The organism is Shewanella sp. UCD-FRSSP16_17 (assembly GCF_001675935.1).
Lineage (GTDB): Bacteria > Pseudomonadota > Gammaproteobacteria > Enterobacterales > Shewanellaceae > Shewanella > Shewanella japonica.
In genome coordinates this window covers 52,151-78,608 of record NZ_LZFV01000002.1, presented here as the reverse complement: position 1 = coordinate 78,608, position 26,458 = coordinate 52,151, and the positions used below count along the sequence as shown (strand labels likewise).

Below are 26,458 nucleotides of genomic sequence, written 5' to 3'. Positions count from 1 at the left end.
TATAATACTGTATTTGGTATTTTTATAGAAATAATATTAATAACTATATACCTATATCGGCCGCTGTGGACGAAAGATTAATGATGTTTGTGTTTATTGGTTAATTTGTAGGCCATTTTATCTCAGCGATAGGTCTATTACTTTCAGCTCTGATAATGCCTCTTTGCAATGCATGAGTAAGGTTTAAATATAAAGGTTTGAAAAAGATGGCCGCTGGAGCAAAGTTTAGTGTGCGTATACTGACGTAAGTACTACCTTTATCAATGGTTTTTGCTGCTGCAAGGGCATATTGTACCGTTTCAAATTGAAGGTCGTTGGTAAGGCGTAAATCAGGGTTTGCCAATAAAGGGAGATTAATATGACCCATGATGCATTCAAGGGGGTCATGTTTTACTACCGAGTAATTAGGAATATTGGTATTGATTGCTAAATCTTGCGAAGCCAAACTTGCCTCAATCTTTTTGAGTGTTTCATTAGCTGTGAATGTTTCTTTAAAGCAAAAAGCAAATTCGCCTGGCTTAATGACATAAACACAAGCTGGAAGGTCTTTCTCAAATTGCTGGATCAAGCTTTCTGTAATTAATTTTGATTCCGATAGCCCAAAGTCAATATCTAAATCGGTAAGTGCTTTGATGTTAACTAAGGCAATGGTTTTAGGCGATGTGCCAGTGGACATGCAGTCAAGCATTCCTCTGTAGCCCTTTACTTCGGTGAGTGGATCTTGAATGACTTTGGCGGTTAATGACTGTTGTTTTTGTTTTAATGTATTAATTCTTTTTAAGCTATATAACCACACAAACGACAAAATAAAGATAGCGGCCAGTAGAATGATAATCGCCATTTGCTGATCTTTACTGCTCTTGATATAGCCATTTAACTTGTTTTGATAAACGTTTATTTCAAATTTGAGCTTTTCTTCATTCAGGTTAGAGTTTACGGCTTCATCCACAATATTTTCTTGCTGTTCATTATCTATCGCTACAAGCTTATCCATCATTTCAAGCGCTGAGGAATCATCTTTTATCCCGCGGTAAGCTTTGGAAAGAAAAGAAAGGGCCTCTTTTTGCGCATCAATAAGTTGCTTCTCTTCTGCAATGACTAGCGCGGCCTTGGCATGAGTAATCGTTTCTTCCCATAAGGCTTGTTTTGACATCACTTCAGCAAACAGCAACTCGTTGTATACCAGATAATGCATGACTCTACGGCTTTTAAAAATCTCGTTAGCCATTTTCAAATAACTGACAGAAGACGGGTAGTTGTCTAGATACATGTACGCTTCGCCAATATTATGGAAATTTAGCCCTTGGCTAATAACCTGATTATTTTTTTTATCGAGCTGTTGTGCATTTAAATAATAATCAATGGCTTTATTCCATTGTTTTTGGTTGCCGTATACCATGGCGATGACTGTCATGGCATTAGACTGTAAGGCTTCATGTCCTAATTCTTGAAAGCTAATGGCAGCTTCATTTGCATTTTTTAATGCTTCATCCCATTGGCCTAAATCTCGATAAGCCCTTGAAAGCTGAAATTGAGCGTGAGCTTGAATTACTGGGTAATTCAATCGATTGGAAATTCGATAGGCTTCGCTATGATGCTGCAGCGCTTTCGCTAGCTGGTTTTTACCAGTGTAATATTTACCAATAGCGGTTTCAGATTGGGCAATAAAATAGTCATTTCGCAGCTGGTAAGCAATTTCTCGATAACTTTTATAATGATATAGGGCTTGGGTATCTTGCTTTAATATGGCATGAAGGCTACTTAAACCGCCATGTAAAACAAATTGTAAGGTGAGGCTGTGCTCATCACGTATTGAAGCGATTTTCTTCAAGGCTTCTTTAAATAATATAATAGATTGTTTGTACTGTTGATCTTCTATACCGCGAAACTTTGCTTCAAGTAGCAATATCATCGCTTCTTGCATTGGGGTTACTGCAATTGATTCTAACTGTTGAGTCAATAAACGGGAGTTTTCAGTTTTATTTGGTGTTCTGACAACCGTTTCCATATACAGACGAGCCAAAGTTTCGAGGTCTGCTTGTAATTCATCTGGCGTATATTTGAGTTCTTTTGCTATTAACTCAAATTCTTGGCGGTTATTGAATGAAAGCGGAAATTGTGTTCGAACTAATAGTTGGTCAAATAGCGCTTGCGGTGTTTCATTAAATTCAATTTCACGTTCTTGTGGATCGATTGCTAATGCCGGAATTGAAATTATTAATAAAATAAAGGCCAAGCAGTTTGGTATCAATTTTCGCATGTAAGAACAGTGACCTTATTATTTTGTAAGCTTTTGTTGGAAGTGGGTGAGCCTACAATAAGCTCTTGTTATAATGCCACCTCATTTAATGTAATATTTATTACAACAAATCTATATGATGTTGAAAACGCTTAACTACAGCGTGTAAAAATATAACAAGAATAATAACAGAAGGAATCGATAGTGAAAGTCTCAAAACTGGCTATTTTTACCGCAGGGATATTTTTTTCAGCTTCTACCCTGGCTGAAGTGCAATATCAGATTGATCTCACACAACCACAACATCACCTTGCAAAAGTGAATGTGACCTTTCCAGAGTCATCTGCAGATACGCTTACAGTAAATTTACCGGTTTGGCGTACTGGTAAATATGCAGTGCTTCCACTTGCAGATGGTGTGCGTTTATTTAAGGCGACAGATGACGATGGTAATGCACTAAATTGGCAGAGAACTGCAACAGGTGAGTGGACGATTGAGCTACAAGAGCCGACAGAGGTCAATGTGAGTTATCAGCTTTACGCTAATGATTTAGGAACTCGTGTTCGCCATATTGATGAATCCCATGCTTATTTAGATGCCAGTGGCGTATTTATGTATAGCCCCGAGTTTCGCCAAGATAAGGTGAATGTTTCGATGACGGTGCCTAAAGGCTGGCAAAGTTATTCAGGAATGGAATCAGGACGCAGTAAGCACTCTTTTGTTGCTGATAATTATGATGTATTGATCGATTCTCCAATCGAAACTGGAGTAAACACGCACTACAGCTTTGAAGCTGATGGACGTGATTATGAAGTGGTTTTTTGGGGCGAAGGTAACTATGACGCTGAACAAATCGTCACAGACCTAACAAAAATCAGTAGCACAGCGGAAGTCATATGGGATGATTATCCTTTTGAACGTTACGTCTACATGATCCACGCTACCAGTGGCGCACGTGGTGCAACTGAGCACTTAAATTCGACCATTATTCAACTGCCAAGGTTTAACTTTCGTGAGCGAAAGGATTACCTACGCTTCATTAGTACAGCATCACATGAGTTTATCCATACATGGAATGTGAAAGCCTACCGTCCTGAAGGGTTAGTACCTTACGACTATCAAAAGGCAAGCATGACTGAGTTATTGTGGATGGCCGAAGGCTCAACCAGTTATTTCCAAAATCAATTATTGCTTCGTGCTGACGTTATTACGCCAAAAGAGTTTTTTGCTGATTTAGCAAAACGTATTGATAGAAATCTCAACAAACCTGGGCGGGAAATTCAATCTGTTGCTGAAGCTAGCTTGAATGAATGGACTAATACAGGTGGCGATTATGCCATTAACCATGGTGTTAATATTTATTCTGAAGGTTATTTAGCTTCTTTATCTTTAGATTTTAACCTTTTAGCAGACACTGAGCTTGCTCATTCTTATCGTGATGTTCATCGTAAGTTATATCAAGACTTCAAGTTACCTAAAGGGTATAACGTTGATGATGTGAAAAACATATTAGCAACGCTTTCTGGCAAAGATTATCAACCTTGGTGGCAGTCACATATTACATCACCATTTAGTTTAGAGTTTGACTCATTACTGGCTCAAGCTGGATTGGTCTTATCTTATGGCGACAGTGAAAAAGCGACCGTTTACAGCGGTCTTACATTAACTGGTCAGCATAACGATCTCACGCTTGCTCATGTGACACGTAACAGCCCTGCATGGCTGGCGGGTATTGTAGCGGGCAATGAAATTATTGCGGTTAATGGATTAAAAGTGACTGCAGCTGGGTTCAAAAAGCGTTTAGAAGACTTTAACGCAGGTGACGAAATTGAACTGACTATTTTTAATAATGATAAGTTAACTCAAGTTTCACTGACACTAGAAGAGCAACCTAAAGGTGACTTAGCGATTGAAGGTGTGTCTAATCCGACTAATGCGCAAAAAGCATTCTTAAAAGCTTGGCTTGGTATTGATTGGCCATTTGATGATGCAGGTAAATTCATCTAGTTATTAATTGTTAAAAAGCCCTCAATGCGAATGCGTTGAGGGCTTTTTTATGTATCAATAATTTTAACCGCTGCTTGTTATCCTAGCAGGGGAAGTCATTTAGATATTCTCTTCTATTGGGCCTAATGCTTGTTGTAATGCATTGATAAAGGCAACAAGCTCTCCGCCCATTAGTGCGAAGTCAGCATCTAATTTGGCTAAAGGATCTTCAGTGCCAACATCATCAGTTGCCGCTCTGAATTCTTCAGAAAATTTAAGACGCTTCACGCTGGCGTCTGATTGCAATAAAAATGCGATAGATTGGCCAAAATGTAGCGCTAACTTGTGCACCTGCTTACCTGTAGCAAGGTGTGCTAGCACTTCATCTTCTTGCAGTACCTGCTGTTTAAAGCGCACGATACCACCTTCATCTGAATCTGACTTTAGTTCTGCTTCATCTTGCATTTCAAATGGCTGTGGCGATGAACCATTGCGTAACCATTCAGTTAATGTGGTTTCAATTGGCGTAGTAAAGTGAAGTGGTATAACTGGCAAGCTACCGAGCGCTTTACGTAACAATGCGAGTAACTCTTCTGCTTTTGCTGCACTTGAGCTATCAACCAGAATCATCTCAAGTTCTGGCATGATTAACGCGTGAGTTTGACTGCGACGAGAAAATGCCCGAGGCAGAAGCGTCATAGTGATCTCTTCTTTCATCGCATCTTTTTCTTTCTTGGTGACTTTGCGACTTTCTTGATCTTCTATTAATGCCACTTTTTCATCTAAAGCTTCTTTAATCACCTGACCTGGTAGAATCTTTTCTTCTTTGGTCACACAAATGAGGTGGCGATTTTCAGCACTGTGCACCAATGCATGGCCTTGTTTACCTAAGGCTTTTGAAAATCCAAATTTACTGATGTCTTGGCTAGAACATGGCGAGAAAGTGAAATCAGCTAATGCTGTTTCTAGTGCCTCGGTATCGGTAGTGAAAGGTTTATTGAAACGATAAAGGGTGAGATTTTTAAACCACATAAAAAGACACTCATCAAAAATTAAAAATGCAGTTTACGGGATCCATGCGCTGGGGTAAACCATCAAAATACTGCAGCTTGATTGTTCTATATTCAGAATTCATTAAACTGTAATGTTTCATAATTTCTAATTAAAACCATTAAAAATCAGCAGCTTGTTTGTTCTTCGCTTTTGCTGAATTAGCTTTAACTTAATAAACTCGGCTTTTTGAAATATTTCTGCAACAAAAGGCGTGCACTATTCGCATCGTTCCCAAGCTATTAGGCAGCAAATATCTGCTTGTTCCAACCTGATAGCAGCACAAAAAATGGTGTAAAACACCAAAAAATATGTCTAAAGGATGAAATGATGAATGCTTTTTATAAAACGTTAGTTGCTTCTGCTATTGCCACTGCTACGCTTTCAACTGCCCATGCAGCAGAACCTCTAGAAGTATATGGTAAGTTGAATGTGTCAGTTCAGTCGAATGACGAAGGTGACGGTTCAGTAACTGAAATTCAAAGTAATGCATCACGTTTCGGTGTAAAAGGCGGATTTGAATTAAGTGAGTCTTTAGAAGCGTTTTACACTATCGAATACCAAGTTGATACTGGCAATGCTAGTTCAGATAACTTCACTGCTCGTAACCAGTTTGTTGGTTTAAAAGGTAACTTTGGTTCTTTCGCTGTGGGTCGTAACGACACTATGCTGAAAAAATCACAAGGTAAAGTTGACCTATTTAACGATTACTCAGGCGATTTAAAAGCACTTTTCAAAGGTGAAAACCGTCTAGCGCAAACTGCAACTTACTTAACGCCAAAGTTTGGTGATTTTCAAGTTGGTGTAACTTACGCTGCTGAAGGTGATAGCAAGCAAGAAGAAAGTGATGGTTTCAGTATTGCGGCTATGTACGGTGATTCTGGTCTAAAGAAAAGTCCAGTTTATGCTGCAATTGCTTACGACTCTGAAGTTGCCGGTTACGACATCGTTCGTGGTACTGTTCAAGGTAAAATCGCTGGTTTTGTACTAGGTGGTATGTACCAGCAAGAAGAAAAAGTTGATAGCGGTTCAAGCATCGATGGTTACTTATTAAGTGCTGCTTACAAAATTCAAGAAGTAACGTTAAAAGCACAATACCAAGACATGGAAGACAAAGGTGATTCATGGTCAATTGGTGCAGATTACTCGTTAGGTAAGCCTACAAAACTATTCGCTTTCTACACTGACCGTACTTCAATGGGCACAGTAGAAGAAGACAATGGTGACATCATCGATATCTCTATCGATGAAAGCTACTTCGCTGTAGGTATTGAACACAAGTTCTAAATTAAGCATTTAATCAATGCTTCAGCTAGATTCTTGATAATAAAGGAGGCGTTAGTCTCCTTTATTTTTTATTGCAGCAATAGTGAGTTAGCTCTCTATACGTTGAACTGTTATCAAGTTAGATTGAAAAGAATGATAGATTTATGACAAAAATATGATTTTATAGCTTTTTTGAGTGCTAAGATCATATTTCTGTAATAAAACTGACCAATAATACTCAAGCGGCTTACTAAACACAGAAAAGATTATGACAGCTAAGATTTTAATTGTAGAAGATGAGTCAGCCATTCGTGAGATGCTGACCTTTGTTATGGAACAACATGGTTTTACCACATCTGCTGCTGAAGACTTTGATTCAGCCGTTGAGCTATTGCAAGAGCCTTACCCGGACCTCATCCTGTTGGATTGGATGTTCCCTGGCGGCAGTGGCATACAATTGGCTAAACGCTTAAAGCAAGATGAATTTACACGTCAAATTCCTATCATCATGCTCACTGCTCGCGGTGAAGAAGAAGATAAGGTAAAAGGCTTAGAAGTGGGAGCTGATGATTACATCACTAAACCTTTCTCTCCTAAAGAGCTTGTGGCACGTATTAAAGCCGTTTTACGTCGTAGTGCACCTACGCGTCTAGAAGAAACCATTGATGTGCAAGGATTGTTACTGGATCCTGTCAGTCATCGCGTTTCGGTAGGCGAGTCGGTTCTAGACATGGGGCCAACCGAGTTTAGATTGCTGCACTTCTTTATGACTCACCCAGAGCGTGTCTATAGCCGTGAACAGCTATTAGATAATGTGTGGGGCACGAATGTTTATGTAGAAGACAGAACTGTTGATGTACATATTCGTCGTTTACGTAAAGCGGTTGAAGACTCTGGGCATGATAAGTTAATTCAAACCGTACGTGGTGCTGGTTACCGTTTTTCGACCAGAATGTAATATTTAAAGCCGCAGATAAAAAACTACTGCAGTAGATTGCATTGAGTAACGACATAAGGAGTATGTTGTTGTATTTTACAATCTCTCAGTGGTTTTTTAACAATTAGTCGTGGTCAGAGATTTCATTTTACGCTATCTTGTGAGCCAATATTTACCTACCAACAATTAGGTAATAATCCGCAAACTGGATTATTTACATTAATTTTAGGCTACTTATGTTTCGATCTTATTCAGGATCTCGCTTGCTATTACGGCTCCTCGGAATTGAGCTTGTATTCGCCCTTATCGGCTTATTGATAAATCAAGTCGCACTCACCCTTATTATCGGCAGTATTCTTTTATTAGGATGGCATTACCGACAAATTAGTCGTCTTAATTTTTGGCTTTGGAAAGACAGAAAATTAACGCCTCCTCAAGGGACGGGTAGCTGGGAAGGTATTTTCAATGGTATCTATCGCTTACAAGGTAAAAACCGTCGTAGAGTCGGCCAACTCGCTTCATTATTGAGCCGCTTTAGACAAGGTGCAGAAGCACTGCCTGATGCTGCAGTTGTACTAGATTCCGAGTTGAATATTCTATGGTGTAACAAGCTTGCTCAACTGATTTTAGGGTTTGTTTGGCCGCAAGATAATGGTCAAAGAATCGATAATTTAATCCGTCACCCTGATTTTTCTGAATACCTTAAAAAAGGTGAATTTAATGAACCGCTTGAATTGGCATCTCCAGTGTCAGAGCAGCGTTTATTAGAAATCCGCTTAATGAGTTACGGTGACAGGCAATTATTATTAATCGCTCGCGATGTCACACGAATTAACCAATTAGAAGGGATGCGAAAAGAGTTTGTAGCGAATGTATCCCATGAACTTAAGACACCGCTAACAGTGCTTCAAGGCTATTTAGAAATCATGCAAAGCATGGAAGAGCCAGACAGCATGAACCATAAACCATTGAATCTGATGCAACAACAAACAAGACGTATGCAATCAATGGTCGAGCAATTGTTAGCTTTGTCTCGTATCGAAGATGGTGCCGATATTGATTTGGAAAAAACCATCAATATGAGAGCGATGTTAGATATCTTAAAAGATGAAGCTTCAGCGCTAGCCCTTGATCAATATGATTTATCTTTTTATTGCGAAGACGACTTAGATTGCCACGGTAACGAGCTACAATTACGTAGCGCGTGCACAAATTTAATCTCTAATGCGATTCGTTATACCGAGCCTGGTGGTAAGGTGACTGTGCGCTGGGAAATGGTACCAACAGGCGCCCAATTTAGTGTGACTGATACAGGTCTTGGTATTGCTCCACAGCATATTAATCGTTTAACCGAACGTTTTTATCGTGTGGATAATGCACGTTCAAGTAAGACGGGCGGTAGTGGACTAGGCCTAGCTATTGTAAAGCATGCTTTAAGCCATCATTACAGTGAGTTAACCATTACTAGTGAGCTTGATAAAGGCAGCTGTTTTAGTTTTATTATCCCCACAAACTTGGTCGTAAAAAACAACACAAGTAATTAACTGCTAGTATTACTTCATTTAATAAAGCCAACTCATGTCAATGCGAGTTGGCTTTTTAATTTATAGGCTAATCGTTTTAACTGCTTGTCATTAGACTGCTTGTGATGCAGTTAACATCCCCGCTCAGAGTAAGTCGTAAAGTATCTCGCAATTCATTAACATGCCCTACAATATGTATCAAAGCGCTTTCTCTGTGACGCTTTCGCTCAGCTGTTTTGGCTGAACCTCATTTAATTACTTTTGTTTCGGAATTATGTTTAATTACTCAGTTAAATCTAAATCAGTGTTATTGGTCAGTGTTTTACTTTTAGGTGTTAGTTTTACTGCTAATGCCAACAACGATGTTAACACTGTAGTACAACAACAGACTAAGCCGTCTCACTGGAGTGGTTTGCCCTTATTGTCTGATAAAGCGATTGAGCGAGGCTATGAGTTACCTATCCCCGTAGGCGTAAGCCTTTTTTATAACAACATAGATGCCGACTACATTGCTGTTAATGACTTTGAGGTTCAAGTAGATGGTGGTTTATTAGGGTTTCGTGGCCCCAATGATTACGTCGTGCCTGCTGAAGATGTCAGTATTTCAGGTTCTGATAGAAGTGTGCAGCTTAAAATTGATGCGTGGATATTACCGTTTTGGAATGTCTATGCTTTGTTGGGGTATACCGAAGGCAACAAAGATATCTTGGCTAAGTTAGATAATGTTGAAGGTTTGCCTTGTGATGAGGCCTGTAATGGCGTGGTACTGCCAATTCCTATTAATTATACCGCTAAAAATTACGGTATCGGTACTGTGCTTGCGGGACAAATAGATCCCATTATTGGTGATACTCCTGTAATTGTGATGGCCGTGGGGGCAATAGTGAAAGCCAACACAAATACAACTGATAGTGTCATTAAAACTAAAATTGCTTCAGTAAGAGTAGGGCAACGATTTGATGTAGGCACCGACAAGCTAGCTTGGTTTTTAGCATTCAGCCATCAAAGTGTTGATCAGAATGTCACCGGTGATTACTCCTTTGTTGGCACAGAGCTTGAACCTTTAATGGAAGAGGTGAAATTTGATATCGATTTGGCGAAAGAAGAAACTAAAAATATGTCATTGAGTATGAACTATGACTTCGGGCCGAAAAATGAATGGAATTTATATGCTGAGTATGGCTTTTTAAATTGGCAGCATTTAATTATCGGTTTTGGGCGCCGTTTTTAATTGAAATCAACAAAGATTGTCATATAACGTCAATAAAAAATAAGTGTGTATTTAGGGAGAGGATAAAATGAGCCTCTATAAGTCACTGTTTAAATAGTATTTTAAGTTAGTATTTGCGGGGTTGCAGCAGGTGTAACAAGAATGTCAAAAATGTTGATTGTCATACAACTGTCACATATTGGTCATAGACTTGTCATCGTAGCAATTGATACTGAGCGTGTCTTAAATAACAACGCTTATAATACCGGAGCATTACAATGAAACTTAAACAGCTAGTTGGCGCTATTGCCTTTACTGCAGCTGGTGTATTTTCAGCAACATCGATGGCAGCAATTGATAAAACATTACCTGTGTACGAAAAAACAAGTGGTGTTTCAGGTAATTTATCATCAGTGGGTTCAGATACACTTGCTAACATGATGACGTTATGGGCTGAAGAGTTCAAACATATTTACCCTAACGTAAATATCCAAATTCAAGCTGCTGGTTCTTCTACTGCACCACCAGCATTAACTGAAGGTACTTCACAATTCGGTCCAATGAGCCGTCAAATGAAGCCTAACGAAGTTGAAGCATTTGAAAAGCATTACGGTTACCAACCAACGGCAATTCGTGTAGCAATCGATGCATTAGCAGTATTCGTACATAAAGATAACCCAATTGAAGGTTTAAGCATCGAGCAAATCGATTCTATCTTCTCGTCAACTAAGAAATGTGGCGGCAACGACGTAAATCGTTGGGGTGATGTTGGTTTAGACGGCAACTGGTCTAAGAAAGACATCCAGTTGTACGGTCGTAACTCAGTATCAGGTACTTACGGTTACTTCAAAAAGAAAGCACTTTGTAAAGGTGATTTCAAAGCAAATGTAAACGAGCAACCGGGTTCAGCTTCAGTAGTTCAATCTGTTTCTCAAGGCCTTAATGCAATCGGTTACTCAGGTATCGGTTACAAGACTGCAGGTGTTAAAGCTGTAGCAATCTCTAAGAAAGGCACTAAATACATTGATGCAACAGCAGGTAACGCTGCAAATGGTACTTACCCATTATCTCGCTACCTATATGTTTACATCAACAAGCACCCTAACAAAGATTTATCACCAATGGATCGTGAATTCATCCGTTACGTGTTATCTAAGCAAGGTCAGCAAATCGTAGAAAAAGACGGTTATGTACCACTACCTCGTAGTGTTGTTGCAAAAGACCTAGAAAAAGCTGGAATTAAGCTGTAATACAATCCCACTTTTGACACTAAAAGCCTCATTCGTGAGGCTTTTTTGTGTCCGCTTAATAGACTCGATGAAAAGACCTAAGTGAGTTAATATAACCCGATAATAATTCCAATAAGGGTTTGATGTGGCTGAACAATTAGATTTCACTCGTGACTACCATTCTGTTGCTAACACTGATGACATTATCGTGCATCATATGACGCTTTTCCTTGATGTTGACTTTGACAAACAGCAACTTCATGGACAGGTTAATTTGCAATTTAAACGGCAAACATCCGCTGTGCATTTAGTGCTAGATAGCCGTGATTTGTTGATTGATGCCGTGACAGATATCCATGGAAACCAGTGTCACTATTCACAGGAAAGCTTAAGCGAGTTTCAAGGCGGGCAAATCACTGTTGATATCGGTACAGAGATTACCGAAGTGGTTATTCATTATCGTACTTCGCCTAGTGCCCAAGGATTACAGTGGTTAACTCCTGAGCAAACCTTAGGTAAACAACACCCTTATCTATTTAGTCAATCTCAGCCTGTTAATGCCCGAAGCTGGATCCCGCTGCAAGACAGCCCGAAGGCCAGAATCACTTTCAATGCGAGTGTCAAAGTTAATAACGGTCTTCGTGCAGTAATGAGCGCCGCTAATTCTTCTGCTATACCTCAAGATGGTCAATTCTATTTTGAAATGGAAAAACCCATTCCAACTCATTTGCTTGCGCTTGCAGTTGGCGATTTAGCTTATGGTGAGATTAGCCATCGATGCGCTATTTATACAGAACCTGGCATGCTTGATAAGGCGCTCAAGGAGTTTGAAGATACCGAATCAATGATTGTGGCTGCTGAATCTTTATTGGGGCCTTACCCTTGGGATCGTTATGACATGATAGTGCTGCCACCCAGTTTCCCTTTTGGTGGGATGGAGAACCCACGTTTAGCATTTATTACTCCAACATTAATTGCAGGTGATAAAAGCTTAGTGTCAACCGTGGCGCATGAATTAGCCCACTCTTGGACAGGCAATTTAGTCAGTAATGCAACCTGGCGTGACTTATGGCTAAATGAAGGTTTTACCACATATTTCACCAATCGTTTGGTTGAAAAAATATATGGCCAAGAACAAGCGGAACTTGAGTGGGTGATTGAATATGGCCGCTTAAAAGAAGAAATGCTATCAATGCCACTAAGTGCACAAACTTTGCCAGCCAATGTCCAGTTTCAAGATGCTAACGACTCATTTAATCGATTTACTTATGATAAAGCCTCTATGTTTGTACATGAGCTTGAATCGAGGCTAGGCCGCGCTGATTTTGATGTGTTCTTATTTAATTATGTTCAGCAGTTTAAGTTTGAGGCTATTACAACAGAGACGTTTGTAGAGTATGCCAAACAAACCTTATTACACCAGCATGGCGATAAAATATCAGAGGGTGAATTACTCACTTGGGTTTATGGTGAGGGCCTACCTGAGTGGTTCGAGGGCCCAACATCAAGTAGCTTAGACAAAGTGACCTCGGCATTAACACAATTTTGCGCAGGAGGGCATGCAAAGCAATTGAATGTGGCAGGCTGGCGAGTGCACCATTGGCAGTACTTTATCAACCAATTGCCATTTCAATTAACGCAGGTTCAGTTGAAAGATTTGGATATGACCTTTGGTTTTACTCAGAGTAAAAATGCAGAGCTTGCATGTGACTGGCTTAGAGTCGCCATTCGAAACCATTATGAGATAGTGCTGCCAACCGTCGCTGAATTCTTAGGAAGTATTGGACGAGCAAAATTTGTAAAACCACTCTACAGTGAATTGCTTATTGCTGGCTATGTGGATTTTGTGTCAGATATTTATCAGCAAACAAGAGCAAGCTATCACCCATCATTACAAGTACAACTGGATGTTATGCTTACGTCATAAAACTCAAGTTACCTCAATACTCCTTAGCTAAATAACGAACAAAAAAATGGCAACCCAATGGGTTGCCAGAAGTATTTCTTGTGGGACATAAGTTAATCATACGCTAGCGGATTAACTGGTTCCCAAATAAGGGGGATGATGATGAACAATGAAACAGTCGTAAACTAATTCGGTTAGCGATCATTTAATGTTGCCGTGATGAAGGGCTAATCAAACTTGAGATGTTGGGTAAGTAAGAATCCACTTAACCATTATCAACTCGCTACAGTTACTCAGAGTATCGGTTTAACAAAAGGTTCAATGTCATGAGTAAAAAAATACATTTTTTAGGAAAAATTTTTTAGCTTAAAGAGACCTGTTTAAAATTAACCCAACTCTTCTTGCTTTGAGCGAAACTTGCCCGATTAACCTCAAATTTTATTTGCTGAATTAAAGATAAAAAAATGGCAACCCAATGGGTTGCCAGAAGTATTTCTTGTGGGACATAAGTTAATCATACGCTAGCGGATTAACAGGTTCCCAAATAAGGGGGATGATGAACAATGAAACAGTCGTAAACTAATTCGGTTAGCGATCATTTAATGTTGCCGTGATGAAGGGCTAATCAAACTTGAGATGTTGGGTAAGTAAGAATCCACTTAACCATTATCAACTCGCTACAGTTACTCAGAGTGGTGGTTTAATAAAAGGTTCAATGATTTTATAAAAAAATGATTTTTTCATTCTATTTATATCCAAGATTCATTTTTAACCAACACTCCTTTCTATCTCATACGAACATAAGCGTGCGGGCTTTGTATGGAAGGGGTCATTTTTGTATTGATTAAAGCACAAATAAAAAATGGCAACCCAATGGGTTGCCAGAAGTATTTCTTGCGGGACATAAGTTAATCAAGCGCTAGCGAATTAACAAGTTCCCAAATAAGGGGGGATGATGATGAACAATGAAACAGTCTTAAACTAATTCGGTTAGCAATCATTTAATGTTGCCGTGATGAAGGGCTAATCAAACTTGAGATGTTGGGTAAGTAAGAATCCACTTAACCATTATCAACTCGCTACAGTTACTCAGAGTGTCGGTTTAATAAAAGGTTCAATGATTTTATAAAAAAATAATCTTTTCATTTCATTTTTATCCAAGATTCATTTTTAACCAACACTCCTTTCTATCTCATACCAACATAAGCGTGTGGGCTTTGTATGGAAGGGGTCATTTTTGTATTGATTAAAGCACAGATAAAAAAATGGCAACCCAATGGGTTGCCAGAAGTATTTCTTGCGGGACATAAGTTAATCAAGCGCTAGCGAATTAACAGGTTCCCAAATAAGGGGGATGATGATGAACAATGAAACAGTCTTAAACTAATTCGGTTAGCGATCATTTAATGTTGCCGTGATGAAGGGCTAATCAAACTTGAGATAGTTGGTAAGTAAGAATCAACTTAACCATTATCAACTCGCTACAGTTACTCAGAGTGGTGGTTTAATAAAAGGTTCAATGATTTTATAAAAAAATGATCTTTTCATTTTATTTATATCCAAGATTCATTTTTAACCAACACTCCTTTCTATCTCATACCAACATAAGCGTGCGGGCTTTGTATGGAAGGGGTGATTTTTGTATTGATTAAAGCATAGATAAAAAAAATGGCAACCCAATGGGTTGCCAGAAGTATTTCTTGTGGGACATAAGTTAATCAAGCGCTAGCAGATTAACAGGTTCCCGAATGGGGGGATGATGATGAACAATTCAAAAACCAGTAAAGCAGTCTTAAAAATAATTCGGTTAGCATTGGTTGATGAGACCATGTTGATAAATTGTCTTGTGAAGTAAACCGTGATGAAGGGTTTGCTTTACCATTAACGCTTACCAACTTGCTACATATACTCAGAGCGTTGCTATTCAAAAAGGTTCAAATAAATTTAAAATTTTTTATAAAAATATAAAAAAACTGATTTTTGATGACCTAGAGTCTTGCCATTACGCCGCTTTTTATGAGTTTTAGCTAGTCGGAGAGGAGTACTATTATGATTGAGATGTCGATGTATTGGCTTACGTATTTAGAGCCATAAAAAAAGGCAATCAAATGATTGCCTATCGATCCACTTTGAGATCAAGGGGACCGCGCTAGAAGTCCCAGGGAGATGATGAAAGTGAAATCACACTGTCTTAGTAAGTAAGACTCTCCCTTCTCTGGATAGTTCAAAAAAAATACAATTTATTTTGATATTTATTTTGATATGACTTTTGATAAATTTTTTGTATTTAAATTCAGTGGGTTGATGTTTATTTTAATAAGCCCTCAATTTCACTCATTAGGTTTTCCGGCTTTGTTGTTGGTGAATATCGATTGAGAACCTTGCCATCTTTGTTGATTAAAAATTTTGTAAAGTTCCATTTTATCGACTGACTACCTAATAATCCCTTAGCTTGTGACTTCAAGAAAGTATATAGCGGTGCTGAATCTGGGCCATTTACATCAATTTTGCTAAATAGTGGGAAGGTGACCCCGAAATTAATTTCACAAAATTCACTGATAGCTGCTTCGTCGCCTTTTTCTTGTTTACCAAATTGATTACACGGAAAACCTAATACCACAAAACCTTGATCTTTGTAGAGTTGGTATAAATGTTCCAGTGGTTTGTATTGATGAGTAAAGCCACATTCACTAGCGGTGTTAACGACTAACACAACTTTGTCTTTAAATTGTGCCATTGAAACGGTATTACCTTGAATATCAACTGCTGATTGATCGTAAAAAGACTGACTCATAACTTACTCCTCATAGATTTGTTCTTACTATATCTGATCAACTCTAATAGCACAATTAAGTTGCGCGCAATTTAAATTTTTTGTTGTGAGTTAGATATCAAAAACACTGCTATTTCGTTTATTTTTTAGCAATGTCGTCATCAATATTTATAAGTAGCAAGTATGAATCATTTGGTTAAATTGTTATTAACGCGTTTGAAGTTTGTATGCGAGTGATTGATTTGTCACCAGCGTGACTGATTTATAAAGACTTAATAATAATGGTCAGTATAATCTCGGCAAATTATGATTCTTGATTGAGGTATTAACATGAGCAAAACCATTAAAGCTGTAGCCATAGCGGCAGTAAGTGCACTATCGTTGAATGCAAGTGCATCCGAATTAACGTTTGGTATAAGCGAACATGTGGTTTCTGCTGATTTAAAATCTTACCTTAATGAGCATACCAACCTTGAAGCGGGTTACATTTATTCTGATAAAAAAGGACATTTGGCTGAATTTGCGATGCACATGGTTCATCAAACTGGTCCACATACTATTGAAGTAGGCCCTAAATGGTCTTCAGTTTGGTTTGATAATAATCCAAATGGCAGTGTGATATCAGTGGGTGGTCATTACAGCTTGGCGCTGAATAACAATTTATCATTACATGGTGATGCTTATTATGCACCTTCTGTATTATCTTTTTCTAACGTCGATGGCTACACCGAGCTCGGTGCAAAAGTGAAGTATAGCTTTAACCCGAATATGGCATTGTTTGTAGGTTACCGTAACTTAACATTCAAATATGACGACCGTTCAGATCGCTCATTTGATGATGGTTTCTATATTGGCGGTACGGCAAAATTCTAGCACTTACATCGTTGGTCGTTCATATATAAAAAAGCAAGTTGCTGAGCAACTTGCTTTTTTTTATGGCAGTCTGTCACTGATATTGGTTCGCCTCAAAATCTAATTCAGCGTAATCATCGGCATAACGTTTTTTGGTATCCTTTCTACGATGATTGACTTTTTTCGTTTTGGGCTTGGTTTCAACTTCTTCATCCCAAAGAAGATCGTCGATATCGAATTTATAGTTTTGAGACATAACTCTTTCCAAAGTGATGCTACTACAGCTGAGTTTTTAGGGCTGTCATAGCGTATATCATGACTGGTTACCCGTACTTTTTACCGAATTTTATTTTGAAGCGAAAGCAAAATATATGTGCTTTGTTGGTGAAAAATTCTTTCCGACCTATCTGGTATCATTCGCTTATGTTAGGCGGTAGCCGGGAAGCTAATTGCTAACAATGTATATCGACGACTGGACATACTGTTGGACATATAAGGGGAAGGCTTTTTTATGAGCTGATTTTTTGAACTGATTTTTTGAACTGATTTTTTGAACTGATTTTATGAACTGATTTTATGAACAATGTACTGCTCTTCGTGTTCCCCACGTATTCGTTGACTTTCCACATTCAATAAGTACATTTTGCTTTCTACAACTTGGTAAATTTGCCCTCGATCTAAATAGATTATATTTCCTGTACTATCCCAATTGAACTCACCTGAACTGACAAATGGGTTAGGGTCTTGTCCTAAGTGCTCTGTTGAAATGGTGTATTGATTAGGGGCAATTAAGGTGAGTATGGTTTTCATTCCGTTGCAGCTTGGACAAGGAAAAACGCCTTGGTAAGTGCCTGCCCAGTCAACCGTATGTAAGCTGCCTTTGAGAGGATCGGGGTCAAATTGTAACTTAGTGTCATTGCAGGCTGCTAACATCAGCAAAGTTGCTAGAGCAATTATCCTTATTGCGTCCATAACATTCCTTTTATCCAGCTAGGTAGTCTTGATATTAAAAAAGTCCTTAAAGGTGTCTATCTGTGTCATTGCGTCTTGATAACCTAAATCAATTAAAGCACTTGTGTAGGCTTTTTCAAATAATAGGTAAGAAACCACACTTGAGTCTGACTGACTATCTATACCAATGAATTTGAGGAGTATCCTTATCGCGAGGGGAAGATCTTTATAATATCTTGCTGCAATTTCGCTTAGGTCCTCACTAGGCTTTATAACTAACGTATTAATCTTCCTTAGGTTTATCATTTCCACATCTGCGCCAGGAATTAAATCTAAGGTGGTATTAATTCTTTCAAGCCGCTCAAGATCACTGTTTAAGGTGTCAGAAAAAATGGTATCGAGTAAGTGACCCGCGATGGTGGCAGCTTTTGGGTGAGCATCAATTTCGTGTTGTGGTTTTTTATGTGGGCTATCGAGGTTAATAACCATGATTTTATCAGCCCCCAAATGAATTGAACTTGATAGCGGGGATAATTGATGCACTGAGCCATCGCCAAAGTAAGCTTGATTGAGCTTAATTGACGGAAAAACCAAAGGAATAGCTGATGTTGCCATCAAATGGTTGGTCGTCAGTGTGCAGCGGTTTCCTTGCCGTCTGGCTCTTTGCCAATCATCGACACTATTATGGGCTTGGTAGAAGCTGTATGAATGTGAGTCGTTATAACTAGAAGCATCAATACTAATCGCTTTTAGCGCGCCACTGCCAATGTTTCGCTCAATGCGTTGGAAGTCTATTAGCTGGTTAAGTAACTGACGTAACGGAGAGTTATCGAGCAAACTACCGGCATCAGTGTTCATTTTATCAGTCTGTAGGCCTTTTAATGCCATCTTGCAAAGGTGTTTGAATACATCCCAAAAAGAAGAGCGATATACTTTTTTAGTTTCAAAATGACGCCATACCCAATCGAGCTTTTTAACACCTAAATGAAAACACGATGCATGGGTTGCTAACGAAGTGGCATTAATTGCACCAGCTGAAGAACCACTGAGGATTGCAAATGGAATGTGGTGATTGCGAGGGTACAGTTGTACTAAGGCTTTTAACACACCAATTTGGTATGCAGCCCTAGCGCCACCGCCACCTAATACCAGTGCAATAGTCTCTGACAACGTTTATCTCCTTATTGTGTTTAACATCATGATATCAGTATGGTTAATATTATCTGGTTAGACGAGTTAATGAAGTTTTTTTTACACCATCGTATAAATTTTTAGTAAAAAAAACGCACCCTCAGGTGCGTTTAATGTCTTTCACTGAGGCAGGTTTTAGCTAGCCTAGTGAAGGTTTGAGTAAAGGTTTAGCCTTTAATAGATGACTTAATGAAGTCAACGATTTGGTCAAAAGGAATTTCTTGCTTTTCACCAGTGCGGCGATTTTTATATTCAAATACACCAGCGTCGATATTACGGTCACCAATTACGACAACGTGAGGTAGACCAATTAGCTCCATGTCATTGAACATGACACCTGGGCGCTCTTTACGATCGTCCAGTAAGATTTCAATACCTTCAGCACTCAAATCTTTGTATAACTGCTCTGCCATTTCTTTTACACGATGCGATTTGTGCATGTTCATCGGTAAAATACCCACAGTGAATGGGGCAAGGGTCGCTGGCAACATCATGCCTCGGTCGTCGTGGTTTTGCTCAATTGCTGCAGCAACAATACGACTGACACCGATACCATAACACCCCATCAGCATTTCTTTTGCTTTACCGTTTTCATCAAGTACGGTTGCACCCATGGCTTCTGAGTAATTGGTTCCAAGTTGGAAGATGTGACCCACTTCGATACCACGTGCAAACTCGTAAGTGCCTTTACCGTCAGGCGTTGGCTCACCTTCAACAACGTTACGAATATCCATCGCTTGCGCCATTGGTAAGTCACGTTCCCAGTTAATGCCAAAATGATGTTTGCCATCTTGGTTGGCACCCGCTGCGAAATCGCTCATCACAGCAACATCTTTGTCAATGATGGTCGGTATTGTTAAGCCAACAGGGCCTAAAGAGCCAGTGCTTGCACCAATGGCATCTTTGATTTTTGCGTCAGTTGCAAACTCAAGTGGTGCAGCAACAAGTTCGTGCTTATCGGCTTTTAATTCATTTAGCTCATGATCGCCACGTACGATTAGCGCTACAAGCGGCGCTTCTTCAGTCGCACCTTTAACAATCAATGTTTTCACTGTTTTAGTGATTTCAACGTCAAATTGTTCAACTAACTCGGCAATCGTTTTAGCATTTGGCGTATCAACTAAAGTCATTTCTTGAGTTGGTGCAGCTAACGTTGTTGTAGGCTCAGCTGTTTCTGCTTTCTCGATATTGGCTGCGTAATCACTGCCGTTTGAGTAAGCAATTAAATCTTCGCCGCTATTTGCAAGTACATGGAATTCATGTGAAGCACTGCCGCCAATTGAGCCTGTATCTGCGATAACAGGACGGAAAGCTAACCCCATACGCTCAAAAATTTTACTGTATGCATTATGCATTTGTGCGTAGGTGTTATCTAAACACTCTTGGCTTAAATGGAATGTGTAAGCATCTTTCATCAAGAACTCACGAGCACGCATCACACCAAAACGAGGACGAACCTCATCACGGAATTTTGTTTGAACTTGATATAAGTTCAATGGTAATTGCTTATAAGAGCTAACTTCTTTACGTACAAGGTCGGTAATGACTTCTTCATGCGTTGGACCTAATACGAAGTCGCGATTGTGGCGATCTTGAAAGCGGAGCAATTCTGGACCGAATTTTTCCCAGCGACCAGTTTCAGCCCATAAATCGGCTGGCTGAACTAGGGGCATTAAGATTTCAACAGCACCAGCATTATTCATTTCTTCACGAACAATCGCCTCAACTTTACGCAATACGCGTAATCCGCTGGGCAGCCATGAATAAAGGCCTGATGCATTACGGCGGATAAAACCTGCACGTAACATTAATTGATGACTGATCACTTCTGCATTTGCAGGAGTTTCTTTTTGTGTTGAAAGCAGGTAATTGCTAACTCGCATTCCCAATGTCCACTTAGTAGCTATTAATGGGCGACATTTTAGCACTTGCAACGATGTTGTCACCAGATAATTAACAACATCTTGGCTTTAATATATGGAACAAGGGCATTGAAATAATTAAACCAATAAGACGCTGGTTTAACATCGCCATGTTAGCAAGGAAAATTGAACGACAAGGCGTTATTGTGCAGCACTTTTTAACTACTTATCGCGCCTATCGCCGATTATTTTAGCAGGGTTTCCTGCAACAATAGCGAACTCCGGGACATCTTTGGTGACAATGCTGCCCATACCGACAATGGCTTGATTACCAATAGTGACACCATCAACAATACCAGCTTGTGCTCCAATCCAAACATCATCACCAATTGTGATCCCTTTGGCTGTAACAGCTTGTTGGTAAATAGGGCTATCGACGGACATCCCGTGATTAAATGCGTATATAGTCACGTTATTTGCTATGCGGGTCTTATTGCCGATCGTGATCCCTACTTTTCCGCCATCAAATGAACAGCCGTGGTTAATCGCGACCTCATTACCCAGTGTAATAGGGCCGTGGAGGAACACATCAGCTGCAATCATACATTGGTTACCTATATGAATGTCACGTCCACGTTCTGCAAAAAGGTTGGCTTCAGGAGCGATAAAACTGTGCTCACCAATATGAATAGTTTCAACTTGGGTTAAATGTTGTTGGATCTCGTCTTGCCAAGGCTTTGCCCAGACTAAGTGTTTTTCTTTTAACGAAAAATAAAGCCAAGGCATCCAAGATAGGCGTTTTTTATGCTGAGTTTGATAATCAGGTTTATTATTCATTATTAAGCCTAAGATTAAGTTAACGAAATTATTATTATGACCGTTAGATTTAAAACATTGTTAGATAAATCAATTCGCCTAAAAATGGGTGAAAATGACATAGTTAATCGAAAAGCTAAGTTTATTTTAACATACGCTAGTCGGTTTAATTTCAATCACCTCAATCGTTTTATCATTAACTCGCCAAAATACATCTATATCAAATAAAGCAACTTGATAAATTTTAAGATCAACTTTGGCTTTTTTATATGCAGGCCTCGGGTCTTGCGCTAAAACATCCGTAATTACTTGTTGTAAATGCGATATATCAAGCGCTTTAGAGTGAGCCAAAACTTGTGTTTCAGCTAATGATGAATATTGAACCTCTATTAATTCTGGTGCTGATTGAGCAATGCCCCCAGTTGCATTATCAATGGCGTCAGAAAATGGAATATAGGGTTTTATGTCAATGATTGGTGTGCCATCTAATAAATCCATTCCAGATATTTCTAGGCAAACTTTACCGTTGCGTCTAACAACTGAATGTAATTTAACTACAGATTGGCCAATGCCATTTGGTCTAAAAGTAGAGCGGGTAGCAAATACGCCTAGCTTTTCATTTCCGCCTAGTCGAGGAGGTCTAACGGTGTTTTTCCAGCCTTGTGCTAAGTTTTCATGAAAACAAAAAAGTAGCCAAAGGTGTGAATATTGTTCAATACCCCTGACGGCATCGAGTTGGTTAAATTTGGGGGTTAACTCAACCCAGCCTTTGACATTAACTAGGCCAGGTTGCCTAGGAATACCAAATTTTTGTTTATATGGCGTGCGACAAATTGCAACCGCTTCAATATCAGATTGAAACGGCTGGTCAGAATGAGTAGTCATGAATTAAATAATAGTAAAAAGGTTATTGCACATTGTGCATTTTAATTGCTTGGCCGACGCAGAATGCTTGGGTAAAGCAAGTTTCTGTTGGTTGTTCTGTTAATAGACACTTCTTAACGATAAGTCCATTAGCACCCAGTTCATTGGCCTTCTTACGAGCTTGTGTGCGGGCATCAGCGACATTAGCGGGGACGCCAGTTTCCGTTTCTTGACAAGACTCGCCTTCAACTAGGGCAACAATATCAAATGCGCCAGTTGGACGTTCACCGTCTTTAAATAGTTCAACGCTTGTTGGCTTGAAATACTCATCTATGGCTTTACTGTCTAAATTACTATTAAAAGTATAATCACTTGCGCAGCCTGATAATAAAAAGCTTGATACTAGTGCGAAAGACATCATTGGACGAGAAACATTCATAATACAGGCCTAATTGAGTGGTGTGCTGCGAAGGGGTTAGTTTACATGGCTTATTGCGTCGAGGAAATACTGTTTACTCATCCTAGATAACAAAAAAGCTTACCGAAGTAAGCTTTTTATCATATCGTAGATTAAGACTTATTCCATACCAGGAATTAAGAAGTCTTCCATTGTTTTACCATTATCTACTTGGTTTTTAAATACAGTTGGCATGCGGCCTTGACCAGTCCATTGAATTAATTCACCATCTACTTCAATTTGATATTTAGCAGGGCGTGGGGCACGCTTTTTAGGCGCAGGCTTTGCTGTTACTTCACCTAAATCTTCAATTGATAAACCGCTATTTTCAATTTGAGCTAATATTTCAGCAATGCGTGCATTACGCTCAGCATTGGCTTCTAATTCAGCTTTTTCGTCTTCTTCTCTTTCTGTAATGATTTTTTCAAGCTTAGTAGAAAGTTCACGTAATTCATCTAGTGATAACTCTTTTACAGCAGCTTTAAAACGACGACCATGTGTCAAAATTTCTAAAAAGTCACTCATATCAATGTGCATCCTAATGATTTTAATTAATAAGTATCTCAAGTAATTCTGTGATGATTAAATAATACCTATCAATACTCTAAATTGGTTAATTGTTATCAAACTAGAGTGTAAATTGATGCGACTATTTAAATTGTTAAAACAAAAAAAGATAGTAAAAAAAGCACGGTTACTTGAATTGCTCTTAATAATAGAAAGTAAATTTGATTGGATCAAATAAAAAAACCTTTAAATAGGCAAATTTTAATTAAAAAGCGTTAATTAAGTCTAAAAGTAATATTTTATTTGCATATATAAGTTATTTATCAGCAGTCTCTTAACTAAAAATTATATAAACAAGTGTTTGACTTTGGTTGACGTTAACGTTAACAGGACGTAAAGTTATGCCATATTGCATTGGCTGAAGCCAATGTGCCATCCACATACATTGAAGGTGTAGAAGGAAATCCCATGAAAGTATTGGTGCCTGTAAAGCGCGTAGTCGATGCCAATGTGAAAGTCAGAGTAAAAGCTGATAACACAGATGTTGATACTGCTAATTTGAAAATGGCCTTGAACCCATTTTGTGAAATCGCGGTAGAAGAAGCCGTTAGACTAAAAGAAGCGGGAAGTGTCACAGAAGTTGTAGTGGTGAGTATTGGTGCCAAATCAGTACAAGAGCAGTTACGTACTTCAATGGCTTTGGGTGCTGACCGTGCCATTCATGTGACGACTGATGAAGATTTAGTGCCGTTATCAATTGCTAAAATTTTAAAAGCGGTTCAAGAAAAAGAACAAGCTGATGTGATTATTTTTGGTAAGCAATCAATTGATGGCGACAATAACCAGACAGGCCAAATGCTTGCTGCTTTAACTGATATGCCACAAGCAACATTTGCTTCTGAATTAACATTAACTGCTGACAGTGCTGAAGTGACTCGTGAAGTTGATGGTGGGTTACAAACATTAAAAATGCCGTTACCAGCGGTGGTGACTGCGGACTTACGCTTAAATGAGCCTCGTTATGCTTCATTACCTAATATTATGAAAGCAAAGCGTAAACCACTTGAAACCTTCTCTATTGATGACTTGGGTGTAAGCCTTAAAGCACATCAAAATGTGATTAAAGTGACGCCACCTGCAGAACGTCAAGCAGGTGTCATGGTGAGTTCGGTGGCTGAACTTGTTGAAAAGTTAAAAAATGAAGCGAAGGTGATCTAATTATGGCTATTTTAGTATTAGCAGAACACGATAACGCAAGTTTAAAATTAGACACGGCCAAAGTCGTTAGTGCAGCAACTGCAATTGGCGGCGATGTCCATGTGCTTGTTGCTGGTAGTCATGTTGGTGCTGTGGTTGCTTCTGCACAAGCACTATCGGGTGTGAGTAAAGTCCTTGTCGCTGACAATGCTGCTTATGAAGCGCAAATGGCTGAAAACCTTTCTAAGTTAATTGTTAATGTCGCCAGTGATTACGATTACGTGCTAGCAGCAGCAAGCAGTGTAGGTAAAGATACACTTCCTTGTGTGGCAGCATTATTAGATGTTGCGCAAATTTCTGAAGTCGTAGATGTGGTGAGTGCTGACACATTTGTACGTCCTATTTATGCAGGTTCTGCATTGGCGACAGTACAAAGCTTAGATGACAAAAAAGTGATGACGGTTCGTACCAGTGCATTTGATGCTGCAGGCAACGATGGCAATGCTGAAGCGGTTAACGTTGATTTTGTTGCAGAAGCTAAGACAGTTTTTGTTTCGCAAACTCTCACAGAATCTGAGCGCCCTGAATTAGGCAGCGCTGGAGTGATTGTTTCTGGTGGTCGTGGCATGGGTAGCGGTGAGAACTTTGCTATTCTAGAAGCATTAGCTGACAAGCTAACCGCTGCCGTTGGCGCTTCACGTGCCGCTGTTGATGCTGGTTATGTTCCTAACGATTTACAAGTCGGTCAAACAGGTAAAATTGTTGCTCCTGATCTGTATATCGCTGTCGGTATATCTGGCGCTATTCAACATTTAGCGGGTATGAAAGACTCTAAAGTGATTGTGGCTATCAATAAAGATCCTGAAGCGCCAATTTTCCAAGTGGCTGATTATGGACTTGAAGCAGACTTATTTGATGCGATTCCAGAGTTAACTCAATCTTTGTAATTATAAACTGATTGTAGAAAAAGGTTTTTGTCTTTTAGGCAAAAACCTTTTTTTTGGGTCGCAGTTTATGGCGTGATTATTCGATAGTTTGTTTTAGTGTCAGTGCGCATTAAATGACATTGTTTTTCAGCTTTATCATTGCTAAACCTATTGAACGATATAAATACACCTGAATTAATTCAATAATCAGATTTTTTAAGCATATTAATCTCACTGTCGTTAATTGATGGATAATCCTTCGCTTGCTAACAATTCGTTACGGTGTCGATATCGTCTTGTGTTGTTTTTTGATTGTGATGTTATTTCTCACAAGATAAGCTAGTTTTATCTGGTAATTAACCTCGTGCTTATGTTTGTATGGTCTTGTGTCGCGGCAGTGAGCTTTTATCAAGCATTTAAACTGTCGTATACATAAGTAGAGGCGCATCAAATATCAGTATGGTTAAGTTGGTTGATACCAATAACTTAATTTGAAAGGATTTGGTGCCGAAGTGAATCGGTACGATCAATACCATTTGCTGGGGCAGTTTCCGAAAGGGGCTGCACTGTCATAGTAATTTTTATCCGTGAGGATAAAACAATGGATATCGATGTTGATATCGATATTACTGTGGAGTGCTACTGAAAAGTTTCTTGTCTTCGCTTTATGCGATGTCTTGCCTTATCAGTTATCCTCCATTCGTACTCAACGAAGA

21 protein-coding genes and 1 riboswitch are annotated in these 26,458 nt (G+C 39.1%); of the genes, 10 read left to right on the top strand and 11 right to left on the bottom strand.

All coding sequences use genetic code 11. From position 1 onward, the window contains the following. Positions 1-100: 100 nt before the first annotated feature. Entirely contained in the window at positions 101-2,260 is a 2,160-nt protein-coding gene (locus A9267_RS05210; RefSeq protein ID WP_065108505.1) for a tetratricopeptide repeat protein, read from the bottom strand. Between the two features lie 183 nt (positions 2,261-2,443). Between A9267_RS05210 and A9267_RS05205 the strand changes: the two genes are divergently transcribed. Then, positions 2,444-4,246 carry a M61 family metallopeptidase gene (locus A9267_RS05205; protein ID WP_065108504.1) on the top strand — a complete coding sequence of 601 codons (1,803 nt, stop codon included), beginning with the start codon at positions 2,444-2,446 and terminating at the stop codon, positions 4,244-4,246. 99 nt (positions 4,247-4,345) lie between these two features. On the opposite strand, the gene rdgC is transcribed toward A9267_RS05205, so the two are convergent. Beyond that, positions 4,346-5,257 carry a recombination-associated protein RdgC gene (gene rdgC, locus A9267_RS05200; RefSeq protein WP_055026432.1) on the bottom strand — a complete coding sequence of 304 codons (912 nt, stop codon included), beginning with the start codon at positions 5,255-5,257 and terminating at the stop codon, positions 4,346-4,348. A gap of 345 nt (positions 5,258-5,602) precedes the next feature. Here rdgC and A9267_RS05195 point away from each other — a divergent pair, with 345 nt between their 5' ends. From A9267_RS05195 to A9267_RS05170, 6 genes are all read left to right on the top strand, one after another. Beyond that, on the top strand, positions 5,603-6,562 hold the full coding sequence (locus tag A9267_RS05195) for a porin (RefSeq protein ID WP_055026433.1): 960 nt from the start codon (positions 5,603-5,605) through the stop codon (positions 6,560-6,562). Positions 6,563-6,809: 247 nt separating this feature from the next. Continuing rightward, positions 6,810-7,499, top strand: a complete 690-nt coding sequence (gene phoB, locus A9267_RS05190) for a phosphate regulon transcriptional regulator PhoB (protein ID WP_055026434.1) — start codon at positions 6,810-6,812, stop codon at positions 7,497-7,499. A 215-nt stretch (positions 7,500-7,714) separates the two neighbouring features. Continuing rightward, positions 7,715-9,022, top strand: a complete 1,308-nt coding sequence (phoR, locus tag A9267_RS05185) for a phosphate regulon sensor histidine kinase PhoR (RefSeq protein ID WP_065108503.1) — start codon at positions 7,715-7,717, stop codon at positions 9,020-9,022. A 253-nt stretch (positions 9,023-9,275) separates the two neighbouring features. Beyond that, positions 9,276-10,232 carry a hypothetical protein gene (locus tag A9267_RS05180; protein WP_065108502.1) on the top strand — a complete coding sequence of 319 codons (957 nt, stop codon included), beginning with the start codon at positions 9,276-9,278 and terminating at the stop codon, positions 10,230-10,232. 257 nt (positions 10,233-10,489) lie between these two features. Continuing rightward, the gene (locus A9267_RS05175) at positions 10,490-11,461 is read left to right on the top strand and encodes a PstS family phosphate ABC transporter substrate-binding protein (RefSeq protein ID WP_055026437.1); all 972 of its coding nucleotides are present in this window, start codon (positions 10,490-10,492) and stop codon (positions 11,459-11,461) included. 124 nt (positions 11,462-11,585) lie between these two features. Then, a complete protein-coding gene (locus A9267_RS05170; protein WP_065108501.1) occupies positions 11,586-13,367 on the top strand; it encodes a M1 family metallopeptidase in 1,782 nt (593 codons plus the stop codon). A gap of 2,287 nt (positions 13,368-15,654) precedes the next feature. On the opposite strand, the gene A9267_RS05165 is transcribed toward A9267_RS05170, so the two are convergent. Next, on the bottom strand, positions 15,655-16,140 hold the full coding sequence (locus tag A9267_RS05165; RefSeq protein ID WP_055026044.1) for a glutathione peroxidase: 486 nt from the start codon (positions 16,138-16,140) through the stop codon (positions 15,655-15,657). Positions 16,141-16,449: 309 nt separating this feature from the next. Between A9267_RS05165 and A9267_RS05160 the strand changes: the two genes are divergently transcribed. Then, positions 16,450-16,992 carry a YfaZ family outer membrane protein gene (locus tag A9267_RS05160; RefSeq protein WP_065108500.1) on the top strand — a complete coding sequence of 181 codons (543 nt, stop codon included), beginning with the start codon at positions 16,450-16,452 and terminating at the stop codon, positions 16,990-16,992. A gap of 73 nt (positions 16,993-17,065) precedes the next feature. Here A9267_RS05160 and A9267_RS21735 read toward each other — a convergent pair whose 3' ends face one another. The 8 genes from A9267_RS21735 to A9267_RS05125 all read right to left on the bottom strand — a co-directional run bounded on the left by A9267_RS21735 (position 17,066) and on the right by A9267_RS05125 (position 23,637). Next, positions 17,066-17,227: a small highly charged protein gene (locus tag A9267_RS21735; protein ID WP_119968964.1), complete on the bottom strand. Its 162-nt coding sequence runs from the start codon at positions 17,225-17,227 to the stop codon at positions 17,066-17,068. Between the two features lie 305 nt (positions 17,228-17,532). Beyond that, positions 17,533-17,943, bottom strand: coding sequence for a copper resistance protein NlpE (locus A9267_RS05155; RefSeq protein ID WP_055026046.1), 411 nt, complete (start codon positions 17,941-17,943; stop codon positions 17,533-17,535). Positions 17,944-17,961: 18 nt separating this feature from the next. Then, positions 17,962-19,092, bottom strand: a complete 1,131-nt coding sequence (locus tag A9267_RS05150) for a patatin-like phospholipase family protein (RefSeq protein ID WP_055026047.1) — start codon at positions 19,090-19,092, stop codon at positions 17,962-17,964. 188 nt (positions 19,093-19,280) lie between these two features. Continuing rightward, a complete protein-coding gene (locus A9267_RS05145) occupies positions 19,281-20,996 on the bottom strand; it encodes a proline--tRNA ligase (protein WP_065108499.1) in 1,716 nt (571 codons plus the stop codon). A gap of 201 nt (positions 20,997-21,197) precedes the next feature. Then, positions 21,198-21,812 (bottom strand): acyltransferase, encoded by a 615-nt coding sequence (locus A9267_RS05140; protein WP_065108498.1) that lies wholly within the window; start codon positions 21,810-21,812, stop codon positions 21,198-21,200. Positions 21,813-21,938: 126 nt separating this feature from the next. Then, entirely contained in the window at positions 21,939-22,676 is a 738-nt protein-coding gene (gene tsaA / locus A9267_RS05135; protein WP_055026050.1) for a tRNA (N6-threonylcarbamoyladenosine(37)-N6)-methyltransferase TrmO, read from the bottom strand. A 22-nt stretch (positions 22,677-22,698) separates the two neighbouring features. Continuing rightward, positions 22,699-23,094 (bottom strand): Rcs stress response system protein RcsF, encoded by a 396-nt coding sequence (gene rcsF, locus A9267_RS05130; RefSeq protein WP_055026051.1) that lies wholly within the window; start codon positions 23,092-23,094, stop codon positions 22,699-22,701. A gap of 138 nt (positions 23,095-23,232) precedes the next feature. Next, positions 23,233-23,637 (bottom strand): H-NS histone family protein, encoded by a 405-nt coding sequence (locus A9267_RS05125; protein WP_055026052.1) that lies wholly within the window; start codon positions 23,635-23,637, stop codon positions 23,233-23,235. 450 nt (positions 23,638-24,087) lie between these two features. Between A9267_RS05125 and A9267_RS05120 the strand changes: the two genes are divergently transcribed. Beyond that, complete coding sequence (locus A9267_RS05120) at positions 24,088-24,837, top strand: electron transfer flavoprotein subunit beta/FixA family protein (RefSeq protein ID WP_065108497.1); 750 nt, start codon at positions 24,088-24,090, stop codon at positions 24,835-24,837. Between the two features lie 2 nt (positions 24,838-24,839). After that, positions 24,840-25,763, top strand: a complete 924-nt coding sequence (locus A9267_RS05115) for an electron transfer flavoprotein subunit alpha/FixB family protein (protein ID WP_065108496.1) — start codon at positions 24,840-24,842, stop codon at positions 25,761-25,763. A 408-nt stretch (positions 25,764-26,171) separates the two neighbouring features. Beyond that, positions 26,172-26,392: riboswitch (Lysine riboswitch) on the top strand. Positions 26,393-26,458: the final 66 nt, after the last annotated feature.

Excerpts from the sequence above, each read along its gene's own strand:
- A9267_RS05210 (WP_065108505.1), bottom strand. The coding sequence starts at position 2,260 with ATGCGAAAATTGATACCAAACTGCTTGGCCTTTATTTTATTAATAATT.
- rdgC (WP_055026432.1), bottom strand. The coding sequence starts at position 5,257 with ATGTGGTTTAAAAATCTCACCCTTTATCGTTTCAATAAACCTTTCACT.
- A9267_RS05195 (WP_055026433.1), top strand. The coding sequence starts at position 5,603 with ATGATGAATGCTTTTTATAAAACGTTAGTTGCTTCTGCTATTGCCACT.
- phoB (WP_055026434.1), top strand. The coding sequence starts at position 6,810 with ATGACAGCTAAGATTTTAATTGTAGAAGATGAGTCAGCCATTCGTGAG.
- phoR (WP_065108503.1), top strand. The coding sequence starts at position 7,715 with ATGTTTCGATCTTATTCAGGATCTCGCTTGCTATTACGGCTCCTCGGA.
- A9267_RS05180 (WP_065108502.1), top strand. The coding sequence starts at position 9,276 with ATGTTTAATTACTCAGTTAAATCTAAATCAGTGTTATTGGTCAGTGTT.
- A9267_RS05175 (WP_055026437.1), top strand. The coding sequence starts at position 10,490 with ATGAAACTTAAACAGCTAGTTGGCGCTATTGCCTTTACTGCAGCTGGT.
- A9267_RS05165 (WP_055026044.1), bottom strand. The coding sequence starts at position 16,140 with ATGAGTCAGTCTTTTTACGATCAATCAGCAGTTGATATTCAAGGTAAT.
- A9267_RS05160 (WP_065108500.1), top strand. The coding sequence starts at position 16,450 with ATGAGCAAAACCATTAAAGCTGTAGCCATAGCGGCAGTAAGTGCACTA.
- A9267_RS21735 (WP_119968964.1), bottom strand. The coding sequence starts at position 17,227 with ATGTCTCAAAACTATAAATTCGATATCGACGATCTTCTTTGGGATGAA.
- A9267_RS05155 (WP_055026046.1), bottom strand. The coding sequence starts at position 17,943 with ATGGACGCAATAAGGATAATTGCTCTAGCAACTTTGCTGATGTTAGCA.
- A9267_RS05145 (WP_065108499.1), bottom strand. The coding sequence starts at position 20,996 with ATGCGAGTTAGCAATTACCTGCTTTCAACACAAAAAGAAACTCCTGCA.
- A9267_RS05140 (WP_065108498.1), bottom strand. The coding sequence starts at position 21,812 with ATGAATAATAAACCTGATTATCAAACTCAGCATAAAAAACGCCTATCT.
- tsaA (WP_055026050.1), bottom strand. The coding sequence starts at position 22,676 with ATGACTACTCATTCTGACCAGCCGTTTCAATCTGATATTGAAGCGGTT.
- rcsF (WP_055026051.1), bottom strand. The coding sequence starts at position 23,094 with ATGAATGTTTCTCGTCCAATGATGTCTTTCGCACTAGTATCAAGCTTT.
- A9267_RS05125 (WP_055026052.1), bottom strand. The coding sequence starts at position 23,637 with ATGAGTGACTTTTTAGAAATTTTGACACATGGTCGTCGTTTTAAAGCT.
- A9267_RS05120 (WP_065108497.1), top strand. The coding sequence starts at position 24,088 with ATGAAAGTATTGGTGCCTGTAAAGCGCGTAGTCGATGCCAATGTGAAA.
- A9267_RS05115 (WP_065108496.1), top strand. The coding sequence starts at position 24,840 with ATGGCTATTTTAGTATTAGCAGAACACGATAACGCAAGTTTAAAATTA.